We start from the raw sequence: 20,155 nt of genomic DNA, 5'->3' as shown, positions 1-20,155 counted from the left end.
CCGCTTGTGATTGTAGTCTTCCCTAGATGACGCGCGCCAGGCGCTGCGCCTCGAACACCGCATGCGACATGCGGCGCGGCGCCGTGCAGTCGCCAATGCTGTACACCTCCGCCATGCCGCCGTCGCGCAGCGCCTGCGCCGGTCCCGGCACGGCGGCACGCCCGGTCTGCAGCACCACCAGGTCGCATTCCAGCTGCTCCGCCTCATCGCCGCCCAGCGGCAGCACGGTAGCGACGCCCGGCGCCACCGCCTCCAGCGTGCTCAGGACGCGGAAGCTGGTCTTGCCCATCGCCAGCCTGCCCAGCAGCGGCGCCATGCTCTCGGCCGGGATCTGGTGACCGATGGTCGCGGACGGCGTCACGATCGTCACTTGCCAGCCTGCCAGCACCAGTGCTTCGGCCACGCCGTAGTTCCACCAGAAGCCGCTGCCATCGTCGACGAACACGGCGCGCTGCGACCCCGAGGGCGGCGGTGCGCCGTCGCGCAGCACATCAAACCAACTCATTACACCCGGCTGACGGAATGCTTCCTCCAGCGGCCGGGCGGCGGCGCCGGTGGCGACAATGGCGGCATCGAACTGCCCCTCCAGGTCGGCCGGGCCGTCCACCCGCCGCCCCAGCAGGATCGGTACCTCCAGCCGGCGCAACTCGCCGATTTGCTGGTCGACCAGGCGCGCCAGGCTGTGGCGGTGCGGCACGGCGGCCGCGTACATGAATTGCCCGCCCACGCCGTCGGCCGCCTCGAACACCGTCACGCGGTGGCCGCGCCGGGCCGCAATCAGCGCCGCTTCCAGTCCGGCCGGCCCGGCGCCGATGACGGCAATGCGCCTGGACGGCGCGGCAGGTCGGGCGTCGCGGAATTCCGGCCACAATTCGCGCCCGGTGCGCGGGTTCACGGCACAGTGCAGGTGCGGCGCAAAGGCGCGGCAATCCTGGTTCAGGTTCAGGCAGGGCCGGATGCGCTGCGCTTCGCCGGCGGCGGCCTTGGCCACCCATTCCGGATCGGCCAGGAACGCGCGCGCCATGCCCACCAGGTCGCAGGCGCCTTCGGCCAGCACGCGCTCGGCCACATCGGGTGTGCTGATGCGCTGCCCCACGATCACCGGCAGCCCGCTGGCGCGACGGATGCGGGCGGCGGCGCTGGCCGCCGTGGCTTCCGGCGCCGTCATGTCCTTTACGTACAGGCCGCGCGTGCCCATCGTGATGTTCAGCACATCGACCTGTCCGTGCGCTGCCAACGCAGTGGCAATGCCGATGGTGTCGGCCACTTCCAGGCCGTCCACCGTTTCCTCATCGGCGGAAAGGCGCAGGCTCAGGCCGAAGCCATCGCCGCATTCAGTGCGGATGGCCTCGATCACTTCGATCAGGAAGCGCAGTCGGCGCTCCGGCGTGCCGCCATAGGCGTCGCTGCGCTGGTTGGTGGCAGGCGACAGGAATTGCGCCACCAGGTAGCCGTGTGCGCCGTGGATTTCACAGCCGTCGTACCCTGCCCGCTTCAGGTTCGCAGCGGCGCGGCCGAAGGATTGCACGATGGTGGCGATCTGCGCCCGGTCCATTTCATGCGGCGGAAAAGGATCGCGCGGCGAACGCAGTGGCGATGGCGCCCACGCCGCGTGATCCGACTCCATGCCTATCGTCTCGCGCCCCAGGTGCACCAGCTGGCCGTACAGCTTTGCACCGTGGCTGTGGATCACATCGGCACGCCGGCGCAGGCCATCCAGCACGCGCTCGTCATACACTTCCACCAGCTTGCGCAGCCGCATGGCCGAACTGGGATGGACCACCGTGGCGCCGGTAATCACCAGGGCCGCGCCGGAAGCGGCAACGGCATCGAAGTGGGCAATGTCCTCTTCGGTCACGGCGCCGTCATGCACCATGCTGGTCCCGTAAGGCAGTACCACGATGCGGTTCTTCAGCGGCATCCCGCCCAGCTGGTAAGGCGAAAACAGTCGTTCGTAAGCCATGCGCACTCTCCCATTTGACACCAGGTCCGGATGACATGACCTTACCAGCAGCCACACTACAATGTCAACCGACTAGACGGTCGAATTATTTGCCGTTATACTGCAACTGTCGATTAATGATCCGAGGAAACACTGTGAACACTGAGACCCCGACCGCGGCGGCGGAACAGCGGATCGCCCAGATCGTACGCGGCGCCGCGCAGTTGTTCGATACGGTCGGCTACCACGCGACCAGCATGGAAATGGTGGCCGAGGCCGCGCAGCTGCGCAAGCCGACGCTCTACCACTACATCAAGAGCAAGGAAGAAATCCTGCTGCGCATCCACCAGGCGCTGATCGATGATTTCGCCGCCACCCACCAGGCGCGTGTGGATCAGGGCCTGGGCCGCGAGGCGCTGCTGCTGGGCATCGTGACCGACATCCTGACCGCCATCGCCGAAAACCGCGGGCTATGTGCGCGCCTTCTTCGAACATTACCGCGAACTCGATCCGGCCATGCGGGCGCAGATCAGCGAAAAGCGCCAGGCCTACTTCAAGTGCGTGACCGACCTGATCGCCGATGGCGTGGCCGACGGCGTCTATCACACCGACGATGTGCGGCTGTCGGCCCTGTTCCTGCTCGGCCAGGTGAACTGGACCTACCAGTGGCATGTGCCCGGCGTCAGCCCGGCGCCGTCCGTGATCGCGCGGCAGATCATGGACAGCTTCCTGCACGGCATGGCGCGGCCCGCGCCGCGCCGCAAGCAGGCGTAGCGCCCGCCACTACAGGCCGCTGCACAGATGGCCGCCGTCCACAGCCAGCTGAGCGCCGGTCATGAAGCTGCCCGCACCGGATGCGAGCAGCAGCAGCGGGCCATCGAGGTCGGCGTAGCTGCCGAAACGGCGCATCGGAATGCGCTGCTTCAGCCGTTCGCCCGGCTCGCTGTGCAGGAATGCGTCGTTCAACCCGGTCGCAACATAGCCGGGCGCGATGGCGTTGACGCGAATGCCGTAGCGCGCCAGTTCCAGCGCCATCGAGCGCGTCAGCTGGGCCAGGCCGGCCTTGGCCGCGCTGTACGGCCCCACGCCGCCGCCCACGCGTTCGGCCAGGATGGAGGTGATATTGATGATGCTACCGCCGCGCCCCGCAGCCACCATGCGCCGCGCCGCTTCCTGCGCCACGTACCAGGCGCCGGTCAGGTTGGTGCCGAGGATGGCGTCCCATTGCGCATCGTCCACTGCCAGCGCACTGCAGGTCGCGGTCACGCCGGCATTGTTGACGACAATGTCCGGCGGCGCGCCGTCTGCCGCCATCGCATCCAGGCAGGCCACGACGGACGCGCGCTCGGTCACGTCCAGCGCATATGCGCGGGCGCGCCCGCCGGCCGCTTCGATTTCCGCCACCAGCGCCTGCAGGCGGTCGGTACGGCGCGCAGCCACCGCCACCTCGGCGCCGGCCTGCGCCAGCGTACGCGCGAAATGCCAGCCCAGGCCACTGGAAGCGCCCGTCACCAGCGCCCTGCGCCCGGCCAGCGAAAACATCGTGTTTTCCGCCTCATGCGCCATGGCCGCCTCCCTGCTCATGCCCATGGCGCGCCAGGATCTTGCGCGCAAGGCTCATGCGGTGCACTTCGTTCGGGCCATCGTAGATGCGGAAGGCACGCATGTCGCGGAAGATGCGCGCGACGATGGTTTCTCCCGTCACGCCCTGCCCGCCCAGCACCTGCACGCTGCGGTCCACCACGCGCCACAGCGCTTCCGAGCTGATGACCTTGGCCATGCTCGATTCCACATTGCCTTTCGCGCCCGTGTCCAGCAGCGCCGCGCAGTGCCAGATAGCGAGGCGGGTGGCGTGCATGTCCATCTCGTTGTCGGCCAGCATGAAGCCCACGCCCTGGTGCTCGCCCAGCGCCTTGCCGAAGGACTGCCGCTCGCGCGCATAGACGCAGGCGATGTCGTGGGCGCGCCGCGCCTGGCCCAGCCAGCGCATGCAGTGCGTGAGGCGGGCCGGCGCCAGCCGCACCTGGGCGTAGCGGAAACCCTTGCCCAACTCGCCCAGCACGTCGGAAGCCGGCACCCGCAGGTTCTCGAAGCGCAGCACGGCGTGGCCGCCGCTGAAGCAGGTGTCCAGCGCATCCATCATGCGTTCGACGATGAAACCGGGACGGTCGGTATCGCACAGGAACATGCTGGCCGAGCCATCTTCCATGCGGGCCATGATGATGGCGAAGGCGGCGCCCTCGGCGCCGGTGATGAACCATTTGCGGCCATTGATGATGTAATCGTCGCCGTCGCGCACCGCCGTGGTGGCGATCATCGACGGATCGGAACCTGCGCCGGGCGCCGGCTCGGTCATCGCAAAGCAGGAACGCGTGCGGCCCTCGGCCAGCGGCTGCAACCAGCGCCGCTTCTGCGCGGGCGTGGCCACCGCTTCCAGCAAGTGGATATTGCCTTCATCGGGCGCGTGGATATTCATTGCGATCGGCCCGAGCGGCGAGTAGCCCGCTTCTTCGAACACGATGGCCTTGGCCACATGCGACAGGCCCAGGCCGCCCCACTCCGGCGCGGCGTGCGGCGTCAGCAGACCGGCCTTGCGCGCCCGCGCCACCAGCTCCTGCTTCAGTTGTTCGTCCGGACCGTGGCTGCCCTGCCGCACATCGTTTTCCAACGGGATCACCTGTTCGGCGATGAAGCGCCTGGTCTGCTCACGCAGGGTCTGCAATTGTTCGGAAATCGTGAAGTCCATCCTGGCCTTTCCATATCGGGTTGCTGTTGCGATGACTACAGCAAGTTCCGGGCCCGTGCCTGCGCCGTGGGCGCAACGCGCCCGCGGTTTTCAATTCTGCGACACGCCGTCGCAAGAAAGCGATCAAAGATGAAACACCCCTTCCCTCCGGCGGCCGCCGGATTGCCGCGCATCGTGCTGCTGGTTAGTCACCTGCAGCGTCCGGACACGCCCAGCCCCCTGTCGCAGCTGGCGCGCCAGCTGCTGCCCGCCTATGCGGCGCAAGCGCAGGTGGAAGTGATCGATACTGCACTGGCCGACGCGCTAACCCTGGCGCGCGAGCTGGAACAGCACGGCCGCGCCGACGCGTTCATCGCCACCGGCGCCACCTCGGCTTTCCTGCGCCAGCACCTGGCCAGCCCCGTACTGCCGCTGCGCGTGGGCGGGCGCGACCTGCTGCGGGCGCTGGACCACGCGCGCCAGCTCGCGCCGAAAGTCGCCCTCCTCCGCTACCCGCATATCAGCGCCGAACTGGAACGCATGGCTCCCTTGTTTACCGTGCAGCTGCGCCAGGGCTGCTACGGCACGCTGGCCGAAGCGCAGGAAGCCGTTACGCAACTGGCGGCCGATGGCATTGGCGCCATCATCGGTTCCTCGCTGGTAGTCGAACTGGCCAGGCGGGCCGGCGTGCACGGCGTGCTGGCATTGAGCGCCGACGCAGTGCGCGAAGCGCTGGATGACGCGCTGGCCATCTGCCGCAGCCGGCGCGCAGAACAGGCACGGCGCGAGCAACTCGACGCCGTGCTGCACCACCTGAGCGAAGGCGTGGTCGCGCTCGACCGCGATGGCCTGGTGCGCACCATCAATCCCGCCATGGCCCGCCTGTTGGACCTGCCGGCCGCGCAAGCCGCCGGCCAGGCCCTGGCCGTCCTGGCGCCGGCGCTGGACGGCCATGTGGGCGAAACCGATCGCATCGTCCGCTTAGGCCGGCGCACCGTTGTCGCCAATGCCCTGCCGGTGGTGGAGAACGGTCAACGCAGCGGCGTCGTCATCACCTGCCAGGAAGTGCACGCCGTGCAGCGCGCCGACCGCCACATCCGCAACTCGACGCGGCCCAGCCACCACGTGGCGCGCTACCGGCTGGAGCAGATCGCCGGCGACAGCGAAGCGCAACGCGCCGTGATCGCACTGGCGCGGCGCTATGCCGCCAGCGAGTCCACCGTGCTGGTCACAGGCGAGAGCGGCACCGGCAAGGAATTGCTGGCACAAGGCATCCACAGCGCCGGCTCGCGGCGGCACGGCCCCTTCGTGCCGATCAATTGTGCGGCGTTTCCCGAAACCCTGCTGGAAAGTGAGCTGTTCGGCCACGAGGAAGGCGCGTTCAGCGGTGCGCGCAAGGGCGGAAAGATGGGATTGTTCGAAGCAGCCCACGGCGGCACCGTTTTCCTCGACGAGATCGGCGACATGCCGCTGCCGCTGCAAACCCGCCTGCTGCGCGTGCTGCAGGAGCGCGAAGTGCTGCGCCTGGGCGCAACCGAAGCCACGCCGATCGACGTGCGCGTGATCGCCGCCACCCACTGCGACCTGCGCTCACGCATCGCCGAGGGCCTCTTCCGCGAAGACCTGTATTACCGCCTCAACATCCTGCGCCTGGAAGTGCCGCCGCTGCGGGCGCGCAGCGCGGACATCATGCCGGTGGCGCGCGCCATCCTGCAGCGCATAGCCGCCCAGGCGCTGCCGGCCGCACACCAGCAAGCCTTGCTGGCGGCGCTGCAGCCTTACCTGCTGGCCTGGCACTGGCCGGGCAATGTGCGCGAACTGGAAAATGTGCTGGAACGTGCCCTGCTTTCCGAGCCGGAGCTGTGCGGCAACGGCAGTGGCATCGACCAGGCCTGGCTGCGCAGGCTGATGCCGGAATGGTTTGCAGCGGACGGTCAGCCCGCGCCGCAACCGGCGTCTCTGTCGATGCCGATGCCGCTGCGCGCCAGCCGCCAGGCCAGCGAAGCAGCCCATATCCGCGCCGTGCTGGGCGATTGCGGCGGCAGTGTGCAGCTGGCCGCCGAGCGGCTGGGAGTCAGCCGCAGCACCTTATGGCGCCGCCTGCGCGCGCCGGACGGGAGCTGAGGCGTGCTCCCATGCCGCCAGCAGCGCGCGCAGGGCGGACAGGAAAGCCAGCGGCTGGTCGATCAGCAGATGGTGCCAGGAACAGGGAATTTCGATCAGCGGCGCGCTGCGCTCGCACAGCTCATACATCAGCTCCGCCGTTTCAGGCGGCACCACGGCGCTGTACTCGCCGCGCACCATCGCCAGCGGACAGGCCGCGCGCGCCAGGTAGTCGGCCAGCGACGTGGGCAATGGCCGCGACAGCACGGCCGGATCGAATTTCCAGCTCCAGCCGCCTTCGGCCTCCCGCAGCGAATGACGCGCGATATAGTTGAACAGCCAGGCGTTTTCGCAGGGCTGCTGGGGAAGCAGGCGAAAGCGCGCCATCGCGCCGGCCAGGTCCGGATAGACCTTCAACGGGCGCGCATGCTGCACCAGCGCCCCGCTTTCAGGATCGGGCCGGGTCACGGGCGCATCGACCACCACCACGCCGGCCAGCTGCCGGCCATACAGGGCCGCGGCGGTAATCGCGATCTGTCCACCCAGGCTGTGACCAACAATCACGGGTCGTCGCTCACCACAGGCGGCGCGACTCACGGCCAGCAGATCGGCGGCCCATGCTTCCAGCGTGTAGTTGGCGCGGCGCCCACTGTCGCCGTGGCCGGCCAGGTCGGGCGCAATCACGTAGTAGTGGCGCGCAAGCTGCGGCGCTATCGCCGTCCACCAGCGGGCGTGCGCCAGGCCGCCATGCACCAGCAGCAGCGGCGGACTGGCCGGGTCGCCCCAGGCCAGGTAGTGCAGCGGACAGCCATCCACTTCGATCATCCCGCCGGAACATGGCGACTGCAAAGCCGCCAGGAACCAGCCAGGCGTGGCGCTGTCCTCCGCCATGGCCTACTTCGACCGTTTCGCCGGCGCCTTGCGCGCGCCGGTCTTGGCCGCGGCCTTCACGGGCGTTGCGGAAGCGGCTTTCGCCGGTTTGGCGGCCTTCGCAGGCGCCGCTGCCGGTGCCGGGCGCGTCAGGCCATAGAGGAAGGTGTCCAGCATCTTGCGCGCGATGACCGTGGGCGCCGGGCTGCTGCCAGGCACATACCACTGGTAGGCCCAGTTGACCTGGCCAAGCAGGAACAGGGAGGACAGGTTCACATCGTCGCTATAGTATTCGCCGCTGGCCACGCCATCCTTCACCAGGTCGGTCACGCACTTGAAATAAGCCTGGCGCTTGCCGCTGATCTGCTGACGGATGGCCGGATCGAGTTCGCGGTAATGCTCCAGGAAGGCGCGCACATAGCCGCGGTTTTCGGCAATGGCGGTGAGGATGTCGGTCACAATGCCCAGCAGCAGGTCTTCGCGACCCAGGCCGGCGGCGACCCGCTCCTCATGCTTGGCGGCCAGGTCGTCGATCAGGATCTGGTGGATGCGCAGCAGGATTTCTTCCTTGCTCTTGATGTAATGGTAGAGCGTTGGCTTGCGCAGGTTCGTTGCCTTGGCCACCATTTCCATATTCGCTGAATGGTAGCCCACCTGGTCGAACAGCTTCGCCGCTTCGTCCACGATCTGGCGGATGCGCTGCTCCGCGGCGAGGGTCGGACCACGCTCGGCCTGGTTCTTTACTTCTGCTGGTAGCAGTTCAGCTTTCACGGCAACTCCTTTTCGTCTGATGGACGAAGCATATCCGAAAGCGTCTCGACCTTCTAGTCGGTTGAAGCTAAAAACATACGCGAAACCGGCATTTCCCGCTCCATGCGCGATGAAGCGCGCCAGAACAGCCAGGCTGCGCCCCAGGAAAGCAGCACTGCCAGGCTGAGTGCATAGCGCAGCGACTCCGCCGCCATGCCGTAGCGGTCCACCAGGATATCGCTGACGAATCCGGTGGCCAGCGGGCCGAGTCCCAGTCCGAACAGGTTGGTCACCAGCAGCAGCACCGCGGCGGCAAAGGCGCGCATGCCCGGCGGCACCTGCAGCTGGGTAACCGCGACGATAGGCGCGTAATACACCAGCATCAGCACCGAGGTAACCGCACCCAGCGCGATCGACAGCGCGGCGGAATGCACCAGGTACTGCGCCAGCGCAAAGGGCACCAGCAGCAGCAAGGCGGCGCTGACCACCCACAGCCGGCCGCTCGGGTTGCGGGCGCCAAAATAGTCCGACAGGCGACCACCCAGGTACATGCCGATGGCGCTGCCGAAGCCGTTCAACAGGGCCAGGTCGCGCGCGACTTCGGCCAGCGGCATACCGTGCACGCGCACATAGAACGGCGCATTCCAGCTGTTGGCCGCGCACCAGGTGAAGGTGTGCAAGGCGCCGGCCGCGAACAGGCAGCGCAGGGAGCGCGACGCCCACAGGAAGCGCAGCGACCGCATGGTGCTGAAGGATTCCGCCTGCGCCGCCACCGGGTCGTAGCGGCCCCGCACCGGTTCGCGCAGGGTCCACAGCACGATGGGCGCGAGCACCAGCCCGGCGCCGCCGACAATGGCAAAGGTGATGCGCCAGCCAAACATCTGTTCCAGCGCCCCGGCGCCGGCATAGCCGAGCATCAGTCCCGCCGGCAGCGACAGCCCCCAGAACGCGAACGCCGTGGCGCGCGAGTCGGGCGGATAGATATCGGCGATCATCGACTGCGAAGCCGGGATGCTGCCGGCCTCCCCCGCCGCCACGCCGATGCGGAAGAACACCAGGCTGGCGAAACTGCCCGCCAGTCCGGTCAGCGCGGTCATGGCGCTCCACGTGGCGAGGGCGCCGGCCACCAGTCGCTTGCGCACCGTGCGGTCGGCCAGGCGCGCGATCGGCACTGCCAGGGTCGCGTAGAACAGGGCGAAAGACAGGCCGGTCAGCGCGCCCAGCTGGGAATCGGACAAACCCAGGTCGGCCTTGATCGGCACCTGCAGGATGGACAGGATGGTGCGGTCGACGTAACTGAGCACGGACACCAGGAACAGCAGGAACAGCACATAGCGCCGCTCGCCGGCTTCATTCTTCAACAGTTGAACAGACATGCGTACCTCCGCTGCGTTCAGGCGGTGACGCCGCCGTCCACTACCAGTTCCGAGCCCGTCATATAGCTCGATTCGTCGCTCGCCAGGAAAACGATGGCCGACGAAATCTCGTCCGGCCGGGCAAAACGTCCCAGCGGTGTGTGCGCCAGCATCGGCCCGGCGATGGCCGGATCGGCATAGGCGGCGGCTGTCAGCGGCGTCTCGACATGCCCGGGCAGCACAGCATTGGCGCGCACGCCGTTGCGCGCCGCCGCACACTCCAGCGCCGTGGTCTTCGTGAACAGCAGCACGCCCGCTTTCGACGCACAATAGGCGCCGGTATTGGCGGCCGCCGCCACCCCGCGCATCGAGGCCACGTTGACGATGGCGCCGCGACCGCTGCGCGCCAGCAGGGGCAGCGCATGGCGGGTGCTGAGGAAGACGCTGTCCAGGTTCACCGCCATGATGGCGCGCCACTCCTCCAGCGTGGTCTCGGCGATCGGACAGAAGCGGCCAAAGCCCGCATTGTTGACCAGGATATCGAGCCTGCCATACCGCTCGCCCACGGCCGCAATGGCGGCGGCCCAAGCGCTTTCCTCTGTTACGTCCAGGTGCAGGGCCATATGTCCTTCGCCGGCCTCGCGGAGAGAAGCCAGGGCCGTCTCCAGCGCTACCGCATTGCGGTCGGCCAGCACCACGCTGGCGCCCTCGCTGGCGAACCGCTGCGCCGTAGCCAGTCCGATCCCCGACGCTGCGCCCGTGATCAGCGCGACCTTGCCCTGCAGACGCCCGCTCATGACATTGCGGGCGCTGACCGCCCGTCCCGCAGCTTGCTCATGTCAAGCAGATTGGCGAACTGCGGATTGCGCCGCGCCAGCACGGCATCGGCGCGCTCGCGGATCGCGGTATCGAAATTGCTGGTGGTGAGCGCGTACAGCTGATTGTTCCACACGGCTTCGAAGACTTGCTCGGCCACCGCATCAGGCGTAAGCGCACCGCCGTAAAGGTCGGCCGCAACCGCCTGCAATTCCGGCGCCTCCTCGGCGGGACCGCCGGCCGGGCGCAATTCGGCGGGGCGATTGCGCTCGGAGCGATAGATGTTGGTATTCACCACGCCCGGACACAGCACGGTGACGCCGATCGGCGCCGAACGCTCCTGCAAGGCCGCATACAGCGCCTCGGTCACGACCACCGCGCCATGCTTGGCCGCGCCATAAGGCACGGAAGCCGCGCCGCTGATCAAGCCGGCGATCGACGCAGTCGTGACTACATGGGCTTCCGTCCCCTGCGCCAGCATGCGCGGCACGAAGCTGCGGATGCCATGCACCACGCCCATCAGGTTCACATCGAGGGACCAGCGCCAGTCCTCCAGCGTATATTCCCACGCCGCGCGGAAGCGACCAGACGGTACCACGCCCGCGTTATTGCATAACAGGTCGACCGAGCCGTATGCGCGGTAAGCCTGCTCCGCCAGTGCTTCCACCTGGTCTGCCTGTGCAACATCCGTGCGCACGGCCAGCGCTTGGTGGCCCGCCTTGGCCAGCGCGGCCTGCAGCGCGTCGGCGGCGGCATGGTCCACGTCGGCGGCGACGATCTTCATGCCTGCCCTGGCAAAGCGCCAGGCCAGCGCGGCGCCGATGCCGCTGCCCGCGCCGGTAATGACTGCAACCCGGCCTTCGAATTTCCGCATACCCGTCTCCCTTGTTCTAGTTCCAGCCCGCGGTGCGCGCCGCTTCCAGGCCGAAGGTCATTGCCAATGCCAGGCCGCCGGCGTAGCCGGTGCCGAAAGCCGCCCCGGCGTCGCTGCCTGCGGCCAGCAAGCCCTCGACCGGGGTGCCGTCCGGGCGCAGCACCTGGGCGTGCGTGTCGATCGTCAGGCCGCCGAAAGTGAAGGTAATGGCCGGATGCACCACCAGCGCATAGAATGGCGCCGCATCCAGCGGCAGGCAATGTTCGGCGCGCGGCGGCGACAGTGTTTCCCAGCCATTGCGGCACTGGTGGTTGTATTTCGCGATCGAGCGCAGCGCCTGGGCGCCATCGAAGCCCTGCGCATTGGCGAATGCGGCGATTTCGTCCAGCGAGGCGGAGGCGATGCCTTTGCCTCCGTATTCCAGCGCCACCGCCATGCGGTCCATTGGCGCCGCGATTGCCACGATGGGCTGGGTGGCGTGCCCGGACTGCACGCGCTGGTCCCAGAAGCACAGCGCGCGGCCATTCTCTTGCAGCACCGTGTGATAGGTGTTGCTATGGTCGCCGAAGCTCTCGTCGCAGAAGCGCCGTCCATCCTCGTTCAGCAGCAGCGTGTGATCGCTGTGGTACTGGGACAGCATGGTGTACAGGCGCGTTTCGCTGCCCCAGGCTTCGCACTCGCTGACCAGGTGGCCGTAGAATCCCGGGTTTTCGCCGGCTACTTCCGCTCCAGCCTCCTGTCCCAGGCGCAGCCCGTCGCCCGTGCTGGCGGGATTGGAGCGCAGCAGCATGCCGCCCGCATTCGGATGGATATAGCGCGCCCGCAGCTCCGGCGAGCCCTGATAGCCGCCGGTGGCAATGATGGTATGGCGGGCATGCACGTCCACATCGCCGTCGGCGCAGGTGGTGCGGCCGCCGGTGACCCTGCCGCTCGCGTCGCGCAGCAGGGATGTGGTGGTGGTATCGAAAACCACGTGGCCGCCGTGCTTCTCGACCAGTTCCGCGCAACCGCGCAAATGGCCGATGATGTCGATCTGGTAGCCGTAGCCGTGCAGCACCTGCATGGTGCGCGAGACTTCGATGCCGCGCCGGCGCAGCCAGTCCAGCGCCACCGGATAGTTGTCGCAGACGACGCGCCCCAGGTCGCGCCGGCCGCCGCCATACAGGGCCATGCGCTCCGGCGAGGATGCGGTCCACAGCATCCCGCCCGACAGGACGGCCGAACCGCCCAGCTCCGACGCCTTCTCCACCACTACCACCTTCGCGCCGCGCTCTGCCGCCCAGCCAGCCGCCGACAGGCCGGCCATGCCGGCGCCGATGACCAGCAGGTCGCATTCAAGGATTTCAGCACTCATGCCCGCCCCTCGCCTTGTCAGAACTTCCCTTCCACCTGGATCACCACCATGCGCGGCTCGCCCGCCACCGCAAAGGCCTCGCCGGCGCCGCCAGGCTTGTCCACCGCCAGCGTCGCATAAATGCGGTTGGTGAGATTGCGGCCGATGACGGCAAACGACCACTTGTCGTTGAAGGTCAGGCGCACGCCTGCGTTCAGCGTTGTGTAGCCGGGCTGGTAGGAAGTCGGATTCAGGTTCAGGCCCGCGTAGTAGGCGGTCGAGCGGCGCGCGTCCGCATTCACGTTCACGCGTAAGTCCGGCGTCGCCAGCCACTCGTAGGCAGCACCCGCCGTCAGCAGCCATTTCGGCGAGCGGTAGACGACCTTGCCGGACAGGTCCTGCGTCGACGCCTTGGTGACCGGATCGGCAATGCAGCCAAGCGCCGCCGTCTGCCCCGTATAGCACTGCGCCTTGGCGAAGTCGGAGAAGTAGGCATCGTTGTAGCTCGCCGAGCCGCGCAGCATCAGTCCCTTGACGGGGCGGTAGGTTCCCTCCAGCTCCACGCCGCGGGCGATGGTGGTGGCGGCATTTTGCGTGACGAAGGTGACGCGCGTTGCATCCAGCGCGATCAGTGAGGTCAGCGGCAGTCCCGTATATTCATAGCGGTAGGCAGTGACCGATCCCGTCAGCTTGTGGTTGAGCAGCGTGGCCTTGCCGCCCAGTTCAAAGCCCTTGACCTTTTCGGCCGAAAACGACAGCGACTTGATGCTGGTCACAGGCGACAGCGTACCCGGATTCGAATAGCCGCCGGACAGAAAGCCGGTCTTGTAGGCGCCGTACAGCATCGTGTCCGCTGTCGGGTGCCAGGTCAGCGTCGCCTCCGGCGAGAAGTTGTGCTCCGTTTTCTCGCCTTCGATCAGCACGCCCTGCGGCAGGAAGCCGGCCGTATTGGGATTGACGTAGACGTTGGACGAGCTCAGTTTCTTGGTCTCTTGGGTGTAGCGGCCGCCGGCGCTCAGCTCCAGGTCCTTGCGGAAGTTCACGCTGACCTGGCCGAACACCGAAAAAGCGTGGCTCCGGTTGTGCTGCTGGTTGTCGTAGTTCTCGTAGCGGCCGGTCGCGGCATCCCGCGGCACCGGGCCGTTGACGCCGCCCACATACAGCGTGCGGCGGTTGTTCTCATAGTGACCACCAGCCGAGAAATTGAGCATACCCTGGTAGGAAGAGACGGCGCGCAGCTCCTGGTAGAAGCTCTTGTTCTTCTCATTACTGTACGACCAGTAGTACGAGTAGGAGGTGGCGTCGGCATTGCCCTGGCTGACGTAGTCGTAATCGTAGTAACCGGTCACGGATGTCAGCTTGATGTCGCCCAGCTTGTAATTCATCGTCAGGGTCGGCAGGATGGTGTCGTTCTTCGAATAGGGCTCGCCGCCGCCGTTGGTCTTGACCTCCGGCCAGGCATTGATGATGGTCGAAGACAGCCAGCCTTGCGACGACTTGTTATTCAGCGTGCAGTCGCCATTGGGATCGGTAATGCCCAGGATGCGCGGCTTGGTCACGCCGGCCGGGCATCCCATCACTTCACTAAAGCTCTGCAGACCCTGGCCGCGATAGCGGCTGAGCAGCAGCTTGAACGAGGCGTCGAAATTATCGTCGTTCTCATAGGACAGCGAGATGCGCGTGGCCAGCTTCTCTTCGGCGCCCAGGCGCGACGGCGCCGCCGGTACAAAGGTGCTGCCCGAGGCAGCGGTGCGCACCAGGTCAGGCACGCCCACCTTGTCCTGGTTTTCAATATAACCCTTGCTCTTGCTGCTCAAGAGGGCCACGCGGAAGCCCGTCGATTCGCTGATCGGACCGGACACCGCCGCTTCGACCGAAGGCATGTCGCTCGTGGTCTCGTAGCCCAGGCGCGCATAGCCGCTCAGTTTGCGCGTCGGGGAGGCCGATTTGACCGACACCACGCCGCCCGGCGAGTTCTTGCCGAAGTAAAGCGTTTGCGGGCCTTTCAGCACGTCAATCTCGTCGATGTCGAACATGGCGTCGTTCAGTACGCGGCCGCGGCTGATCGCCATGCCGTCGAAATCCAGCAGCACGGACTGCTCCAGCCCTGCATCCAGGCTGGAAGAACTGACGCCACGCATCGAGATCGAGGCGCCGCCGCCGGTGAAGCCACGGTCGAAGGTGATCTGCGGCGCGACCAGCTTGATGTTGGCCACCTGGGTCAGATCATACTGGCGGATGTCCGCGGCATTCACCGCCGTCGCCGCGACCGGTACATCGATCATGCGCTCCGAGCGGCGGCGCGCACTGATCACGACTTTTTGCGAGTCCTCGCTGGGTGCTGCGCTGACCACCTGCCCTGTTTCCTCGGCGGCGGGTGCGGCTGCAGCGGCGACTGGCGCCGCTGCGGTGGCGGCGCTACCCGCTTCGACTGCTGCTGGCGGATCGGTGTCCACCGCTTTCGCCGCCGGCAGCGCGCTCACCAGGCCCAGGTTCGCCAGCGCTATCATCCTTAATGCATGCCGGCTTACTCTCCTCTTGTTTCTATTCTTGTACATACTGTCCCCTCTGGATTGATCGGGTTATCCGAAGCATACCTGTCGGCCCCGCGTCTTTCGCGCAGTGGCCACATACTCGACCGACTAGACGGTCGTAAACCGAATGAGTGCTTAAAATATATCGACCGTCCGGTCGGTTGTCAACGTATTTCGGACGACCAGCCGGCGCCTTTTTCCGCAAGGTCCGCAAGCAGCGGCGCGCAGTTCCAGTAGCCATAGGCGTTGCCGCGTGTCGCGGCGTAGTGCGCAATGCGGGCAGCGACATGTGCCAGGCCAAGCTGCCCGGCCATGAACATCGGGCCGCCCCGGTGATCGGGGAAACCATAGCCGGCGCACCATACGACATCGATATCGCCGGCACGATAGGCGATGCCCTCTTCCAGGATGCGCGCCCCTTCATTGATCAGCGGGTAGAGCAGGCGTTCGACGATTTCGCCGTCGCTGATGTCGCGCCGGCGCGTCAGGCCATGTTCGATGGCCAGTGCCGCGCTCACCACTTCAAGCTCCGGATCGGGCAATGGCGCGCGTCCTTCGTAACGGTAGTAGCCGGCGCCGCTCTTCTGGCCCAGGCGGCCCAGCGCAAGCAGCCGCTGCGTCACGCAGCGGTAGGCCCGGTCCGGCGGCAGCTTGCCTTCCGCCGCCCGCTCGTGGACCACTTTCGCCGCCACATCGATACCGGCCATGTCGAGCATGCGGCAAGGCCCCATCGCCATGCCAAGCGTCGCATGCCCCTCCACCGCCGCATCGATCTGCGCCGGGCTGGCGCCTTCCAGCAGCAGGAACTCGGCTTCGCGCAGATAGCCGTCCAGCATGCGGTTGCCGATGAAGCCATAGCACACGCCGGACACCACAGCGACCTTGCGGATGGTGGACGCCAGCTTCATCGCCGTCGTCAGCACATCCGGCGAGGTGCGAGCACCGCGAACCACTTCGAGCAGGCGCATCACGTTGGCGGGACTGAAGAAATGCAGGCCGATGAAATCGCCGGGCCGGCCGGATGCTTCGGCCAGTACGTCCACATCCAGTGTCGACGTATTGGTCGCGATGATGGCGCCGGGCTTGCAGACTTCGCCCAGGCGCGCGCAAACCTGGCGCTTCAGGGCCATGTCCTCGAAGACTGCTTCGATGACCAGGTCGCAGTTCGCCAGGGCTGCGTAATCCAGGCTGCCATGCAGCAGCGACAGGCGCGCATTCAGCTGGGCCGCAGTGATCTTGCCCTTCGCGGCGCTGGCTTCGTACTGCTTGCGCATTGCGCCCAGGCCACGCTCCAGCGCAGGGGCGGACGCTTCCAGCACCACCGTCTCGATGCCGGCATTGAGGAAGTTCATCGCGATGCCGCTGCCCATGGTGCCCGCACCGACCACGCCCACCCTGGCGATGGGACGCAATGGCTTGCGCTCCAGCCCCGGCACGCGCGCCGCCTGGCGCTCGGCGAAGAACAGGTGCCGCAGCGATTTCGACTGGCGCGAGTGCACGCACTCCATGAACAGCCGCGCTTCAACCGCAGCACCCTCCGCATAGGGAAGCGTCACCGCCGCCTCGACCGCCTGCACGATGGCCGCTGCGGCAGGGTAAGCTGCTTTGCGCCGAGCATCGACGTGCGCCTGTTCCAGCAGGCCGGCCGGCAGCGGATGGGCATCCGCCGGCAAGGCGCTGGCGCGGCGCGGCGGCGCGCCGCGTTCCAGCAGCTGTTCGGTGTAGGCCAGGCCGGCCTGCAGCGGTTCGCCGCTGACCAGCGCATCGATCATGCCGGCACGGTGGGCATCGGCCGCGCTGACCATGCGCCCCTCCAGCATCATCGCCAGCGCGAACGGCGCGCCGGTCAGGCGCGGCAGGCGCTGCGTGCCGCCGGAGCCGGGAAGCAGGCCCAATGTGACTTCCGGCAGGCCGACGCGCGCATCGGCCAGCGCCGCACGGTAATGGCAGGCCAGCGCGACTTCCAGCCCGCCGCCCAGCGCTGTACCGTGCAGCAGCGTGACAACCAGCCGCTCTTCGCGCTCCAGGGCATTCAGCATGGCGTTGAAAGGGGCCGCGCTGTAGCCGGGCTGCTCGAACACCGTAATGTCGGCGCCCGCGATATAGCTGCGTCCGTCGCAGTGGATCAGCAGCGCATCGTAGGCGGGGTCGGAAGCGAAGGCGGCCAGCGCCGCCTTCATGCCGGCCACCACCGCGTCCGACAGCGCGTTGACTGGCGGATTGGCAATGCGCAGCACGCCGATGCGGCCATGCCGCTCCAGTTGTACCAGGGATGTCATGGGATTGGATTTCCTAATAGGGAACAGTCTCTCAGGGCACGAAGCCCGGGTTTTGCAGCAGCAGGCCGCCATCGATCAGGATGTCCTGCCCTGTCACGTAGCGCGCCTGGTCCGAGGCAAGGTAGAGCACCGCCTCGGCCACGTCGGCTACCTGCAAAGCGCCGGCCAGCGGCACGCGCTGGGCGCGCCGGGCAAAGGCTTCGGGATCGCGCTGTTGCAACTCGCGTCCCATGGCCGTTTCCACCCCGCTTGGGCTGACAGAATTCACACGGATGCGGTGCGGCCCCCATTCAACGGCCATGACCCGCGTCAGCGCCAGCATGGCCGACTTGCTGACCGAGTAGGAAGCCGTGTGCGCCACGCTGGCATGGGCCGCCACGGAACCGATGTTGACGATCGCCCCGCCGTGTTCCAGCATGGCGCGCGCCGCATGCTGGCTGGCGAACAGCACCCCTTTCAGGTTCACATCCAGCACGCGCTGGAATTGCGCTTCGTCCAGCTCCAGTAAAGGCGCCTTGGTGATGATGCCGGCGTTGTTGACCAGGATATCGACCCGGCCCAGGCGCTTGGCGACAGCGGCGAACAGCGCCGCCACATCCTCCTCGCGCGCAACATTCGTGCGCATCCAGATTGCCTGCTGGCCGCCCTCCGCCCTGGCCGCCAGCGCCTCGGCCGCGCCGCGCGCCAACCCCTCGTCGAGGTCGGCCAGCACTACGCTGGCGCCGCGCCGGAACAGCGCCTCGGCCACGCCCTGCCCGATGCCCTGCCCCGCGCCGGTAACCACTGCCACCTTACCCTTGAACATTGTGTGATCCTCCATGAGTCTTAAACCAGGATAGCGCCGCCGTCGACCACCAGCGTCTGGCCGGTGACGTAGCGTGAAGCGTCGCTGGCCAGGTAAGCCACCGCCCCCGCCAGGTCTTGCGGCGCGCCCAGGCGGCCCATGGGAACACGGCTGCGCAGGGCATTGCGCTGGTCCTCGGCTATGCCCAGCAGCAGGCCGGACTCGAAAGAGCCGGGTGCAATGGCATTCACCCGCACGCCCTGCGCCGCCCACTGCGCCGCCAGGTCGCGCGTCAGGTGCAGCACGGCGGCCTTGGTGGTCGTGTAGGGCACCACCTGGCCCAGCTCCGGCGTGAACGACATCATGCCGCCGATCGAGGCGATATTAATGATAGCGCCCCGGCCCTGCGCCAGCATATGGCGCGCCGCCTCGCGGCAGGCGATAAAGGTGCCGGTCAGGTTGACGTTGACCACCTTATCCCAGCCGGACAGCGGAATATCCTGCGGCGGTCCGCTCCACGATGCGCCGGCGTTGTTGACCAGGATGTCGATGGCGCCGAAGCGTTCGACCGTGGCCGCCACGGTTGCCTTTACCTGCTCCTCGCTGGCGATGTCGCAGGCGCAAGCGAGGGTGGCGGCGCCGTAAGTGTCGACCAGCTTCGCGGCAAGCGCCGCGCACTGCTCCACCTTGCGCGCGGCCAGCACCACATTGCCTCCCAGTTCGGCGATGGCCGACGCCATCGCCGTGGCGATTTCGCCATGGCCGCCGATGATCAGGGCGGTGCGCCCGCGCAGGTCGAACAGGCTGCGCACGCCCTGGGCTTCGGCAGGCGCGTTCAACGGCCGGTCCATTGCGGTTCGCGCTTGCCGAGGAAGGCTTCCACGCCCTCTTTCGCATCGGCCGACTGGTGCACCACATTGCAGGCCAGCGTTTCGAGCGTGATCAGGCTCTGGGTATCGGCATCCAGGCCACGGTTGACCGACATCTTGGTGATCTTCATGCAGAACGGGCTCTTGTCGATCAGCGGCGCCACGAAATCCTCGATCAGCTTGTCGAAGTCTTCCGGCGCGCTGACGTCGTTGACCAGGCCCCAGTCCGCGGCCTGTTCGCCGGTCAGCAGCTTACCGGTCAACATCAGCTCCTTGGAGCGGCGGATGCCGATATAGCGTGGCAGGCGGTAGATCGGGCCGGCGCCGCCGAACAGGGCGCGGCGGATGTGGAAATCGCCGATGCGCGCGGTAGTGGTGGCCAGGGCGAAGTCGCAGGAAATCATCAGTTCGAAGCCGCCCGCGACCGCATAGCCTTCGACAGCGGCGATGGTCGGCTTGCTGCAGGAGTAGAAACGGTCATAGGTCTGGGCCGAAACCATGGCAAGATTGATCGAATCGTTGGTAGTGGCAAGGCGCGGGCCCACCAGTTCGCCCAGATCGGCGCCCGAGCAGAAGGTGTTGCCGCGGCCACGCACCACGACCGCCAGCACATCATTATCCTTCTCGGCGCGGTCGATCGCGATGCCGATCTGCTCCAGCACAGCAGGGCTGACGCAATTGCGCTTGTGCGGACGATTGAGCCAGATGGTGGCAACACGGTTTTTCACTTCATACTGAATGACGTCGGACATGGAACCTCCATAGAAATTGTAGAGTGCTAAATCTCCCGACCGCCCGGTCGGTTGAATCAAGATTAATGCACAGTCGAGGTACTGTCAACCGTTGTGCGCTTTAAAAAAATTATAATGCATTCGACCGTCCAGTCGGTTGACAAATCCGGAAAGGCGGTGATAAGTTCTA

At 66.9% G+C, this 20,155-nt stretch carries 16 protein-coding genes and 1 pseudogene; 3 read left to right on the top strand and 14 right to left on the bottom strand.

All coding sequences use genetic code 11. From position 1 onward, the window contains the following. Positions 1-22: 22 nt before the first annotated feature. Positions 23-1,963 (bottom strand): FAD-dependent oxidoreductase, encoded by a 1,941-nt coding sequence (locus ACHMW6_RS12745; RefSeq protein WP_395407455.1) that lies wholly within the window; start codon positions 1,961-1,963, stop codon positions 23-25. Between the two features lie 35 nt (positions 1,964-1,998). On the opposite strand from ACHMW6_RS12745, the pseudogene ACHMW6_RS12740 reads away from it, so the two are divergent. Together ACHMW6_RS12740 and ACHMW6_RS12735 are read left to right on the top strand one after the other, a co-directional pair. Then, positions 1,999-2,223 (top strand): annotated as a pseudogene (locus ACHMW6_RS12740) (TetR family transcriptional regulator); the annotation flags it as partial. A 193-nt stretch (positions 2,224-2,416) separates the two neighbouring features. Beyond that, on the top strand, positions 2,417-2,716 hold the full coding sequence (locus ACHMW6_RS12735) for a hypothetical protein (RefSeq protein ID WP_395407454.1): 300 nt from the start codon (positions 2,417-2,419) through the stop codon (positions 2,714-2,716). A 9-nt stretch (positions 2,717-2,725) separates the two neighbouring features. On the opposite strand, the gene ACHMW6_RS12730 is transcribed toward ACHMW6_RS12735, so the two are convergent. Further along, the gene (locus ACHMW6_RS12730; RefSeq protein ID WP_395407453.1) at positions 2,726-3,508 is read right to left on the bottom strand and encodes an SDR family NAD(P)-dependent oxidoreductase; all 783 of its coding nucleotides are present in this window, start codon (positions 3,506-3,508) and stop codon (positions 2,726-2,728) included. Continuing rightward, positions 3,498-4,688, bottom strand: a complete 1,191-nt coding sequence (locus tag ACHMW6_RS12725) for an acyl-CoA dehydrogenase family protein (RefSeq protein WP_395407452.1) — start codon at positions 4,686-4,688, stop codon at positions 3,498-3,500. The genes ACHMW6_RS12730 and ACHMW6_RS12725 overlap by 11 nt, the downstream gene beginning before the upstream one ends. A gap of 129 nt (positions 4,689-4,817) precedes the next feature. Between ACHMW6_RS12725 and prpR the strand changes: the two genes are divergently transcribed. After that, positions 4,818-6,791 (top strand): propionate catabolism operon regulatory protein PrpR, encoded by a 1,974-nt coding sequence (gene prpR, locus ACHMW6_RS12720; RefSeq protein ID WP_395407451.1) that lies wholly within the window; start codon positions 4,818-4,820, stop codon positions 6,789-6,791. Here the strand turns inward: prpR and ACHMW6_RS12715 are convergent. The 11 genes from ACHMW6_RS12715 to ACHMW6_RS12665 form a co-directional block, all read right to left on the bottom strand. Next, positions 6,756-7,661, bottom strand: coding sequence for an alpha/beta fold hydrolase (locus tag ACHMW6_RS12715; RefSeq protein WP_395407450.1), 906 nt, complete (start codon positions 7,659-7,661; stop codon positions 6,756-6,758). The two genes, prpR and ACHMW6_RS12715, sit on opposite strands and share 36 nt — an antisense overlap. A gap of 3 nt (positions 7,662-7,664) precedes the next feature. Next, positions 7,665-8,411 carry a TetR/AcrR family transcriptional regulator gene (locus ACHMW6_RS12710; protein WP_395407449.1) on the bottom strand — a complete coding sequence of 249 codons (747 nt, stop codon included), beginning with the start codon at positions 8,409-8,411 and terminating at the stop codon, positions 7,665-7,667. A 53-nt stretch (positions 8,412-8,464) separates the two neighbouring features. Continuing rightward, the gene (locus ACHMW6_RS12705; RefSeq protein WP_395407448.1) at positions 8,465-9,766 is read right to left on the bottom strand and encodes a spinster family MFS transporter; all 1,302 of its coding nucleotides are present in this window, start codon (positions 9,764-9,766) and stop codon (positions 8,465-8,467) included. 17 nt (positions 9,767-9,783) lie between these two features. After that, complete coding sequence (locus ACHMW6_RS12700) at positions 9,784-10,542, bottom strand: SDR family NAD(P)-dependent oxidoreductase (protein ID WP_395407447.1); 759 nt, start codon at positions 10,540-10,542, stop codon at positions 9,784-9,786. Then, complete coding sequence (locus tag ACHMW6_RS12695; protein ID WP_395407446.1) at positions 10,539-11,435, bottom strand: SDR family NAD(P)-dependent oxidoreductase; 897 nt, start codon at positions 11,433-11,435, stop codon at positions 10,539-10,541. Before ACHMW6_RS12695 ends, ACHMW6_RS12700 begins: the two co-directional genes overlap by 4 nt. A 16-nt stretch (positions 11,436-11,451) precedes the next feature. Continuing rightward, positions 11,452-12,789: an FAD-dependent oxidoreductase gene (locus tag ACHMW6_RS12690; protein WP_395407445.1), complete on the bottom strand. Its 1,338-nt coding sequence runs from the start codon at positions 12,787-12,789 to the stop codon at positions 11,452-11,454. A gap of 17 nt (positions 12,790-12,806) precedes the next feature. Continuing rightward, positions 12,807-15,278, bottom strand: coding sequence for a TonB-dependent receptor (locus tag ACHMW6_RS12685; RefSeq protein WP_395407444.1), 2,472 nt, complete (start codon positions 15,276-15,278; stop codon positions 12,807-12,809). A gap of 188 nt (positions 15,279-15,466) precedes the next feature. After that, positions 15,467-17,581, bottom strand: coding sequence for a 3-hydroxyacyl-CoA dehydrogenase NAD-binding domain-containing protein (locus ACHMW6_RS12680; RefSeq protein WP_395407442.1), 2,115 nt, complete (start codon positions 17,579-17,581; stop codon positions 15,467-15,469). A 31-nt stretch (positions 17,582-17,612) separates the two neighbouring features. Next, positions 17,613-18,386 (bottom strand): SDR family NAD(P)-dependent oxidoreductase, encoded by a 774-nt coding sequence (locus ACHMW6_RS12675; RefSeq protein ID WP_395407440.1) that lies wholly within the window; start codon positions 18,384-18,386, stop codon positions 17,613-17,615. A 20-nt stretch (positions 18,387-18,406) separates the two neighbouring features. After that, entirely contained in the window at positions 18,407-19,204 is a 798-nt protein-coding gene (locus ACHMW6_RS12670; RefSeq protein ID WP_395407439.1) for a glucose 1-dehydrogenase, read from the bottom strand. Continuing rightward, a complete protein-coding gene (locus ACHMW6_RS12665) occupies positions 19,201-19,986 on the bottom strand; it encodes an enoyl-CoA hydratase/isomerase family protein (protein WP_395407438.1) in 786 nt (261 codons plus the stop codon). The genes ACHMW6_RS12670 and ACHMW6_RS12665 overlap by 4 nt, the downstream gene beginning before the upstream one ends. Positions 19,987-20,155 lie beyond the last annotated feature (169 nt).

This window comes from Pseudoduganella sp. UC29_106 (assembly GCF_044055365.1).
GTDB lineage: Bacteria > Pseudomonadota > Gammaproteobacteria > Burkholderiales > Burkholderiaceae_D > Rugamonas.
Note: the sequence above shows the minus strand (reverse complement) of the source record. Positions and strands in the feature narration are given on the sequence as shown.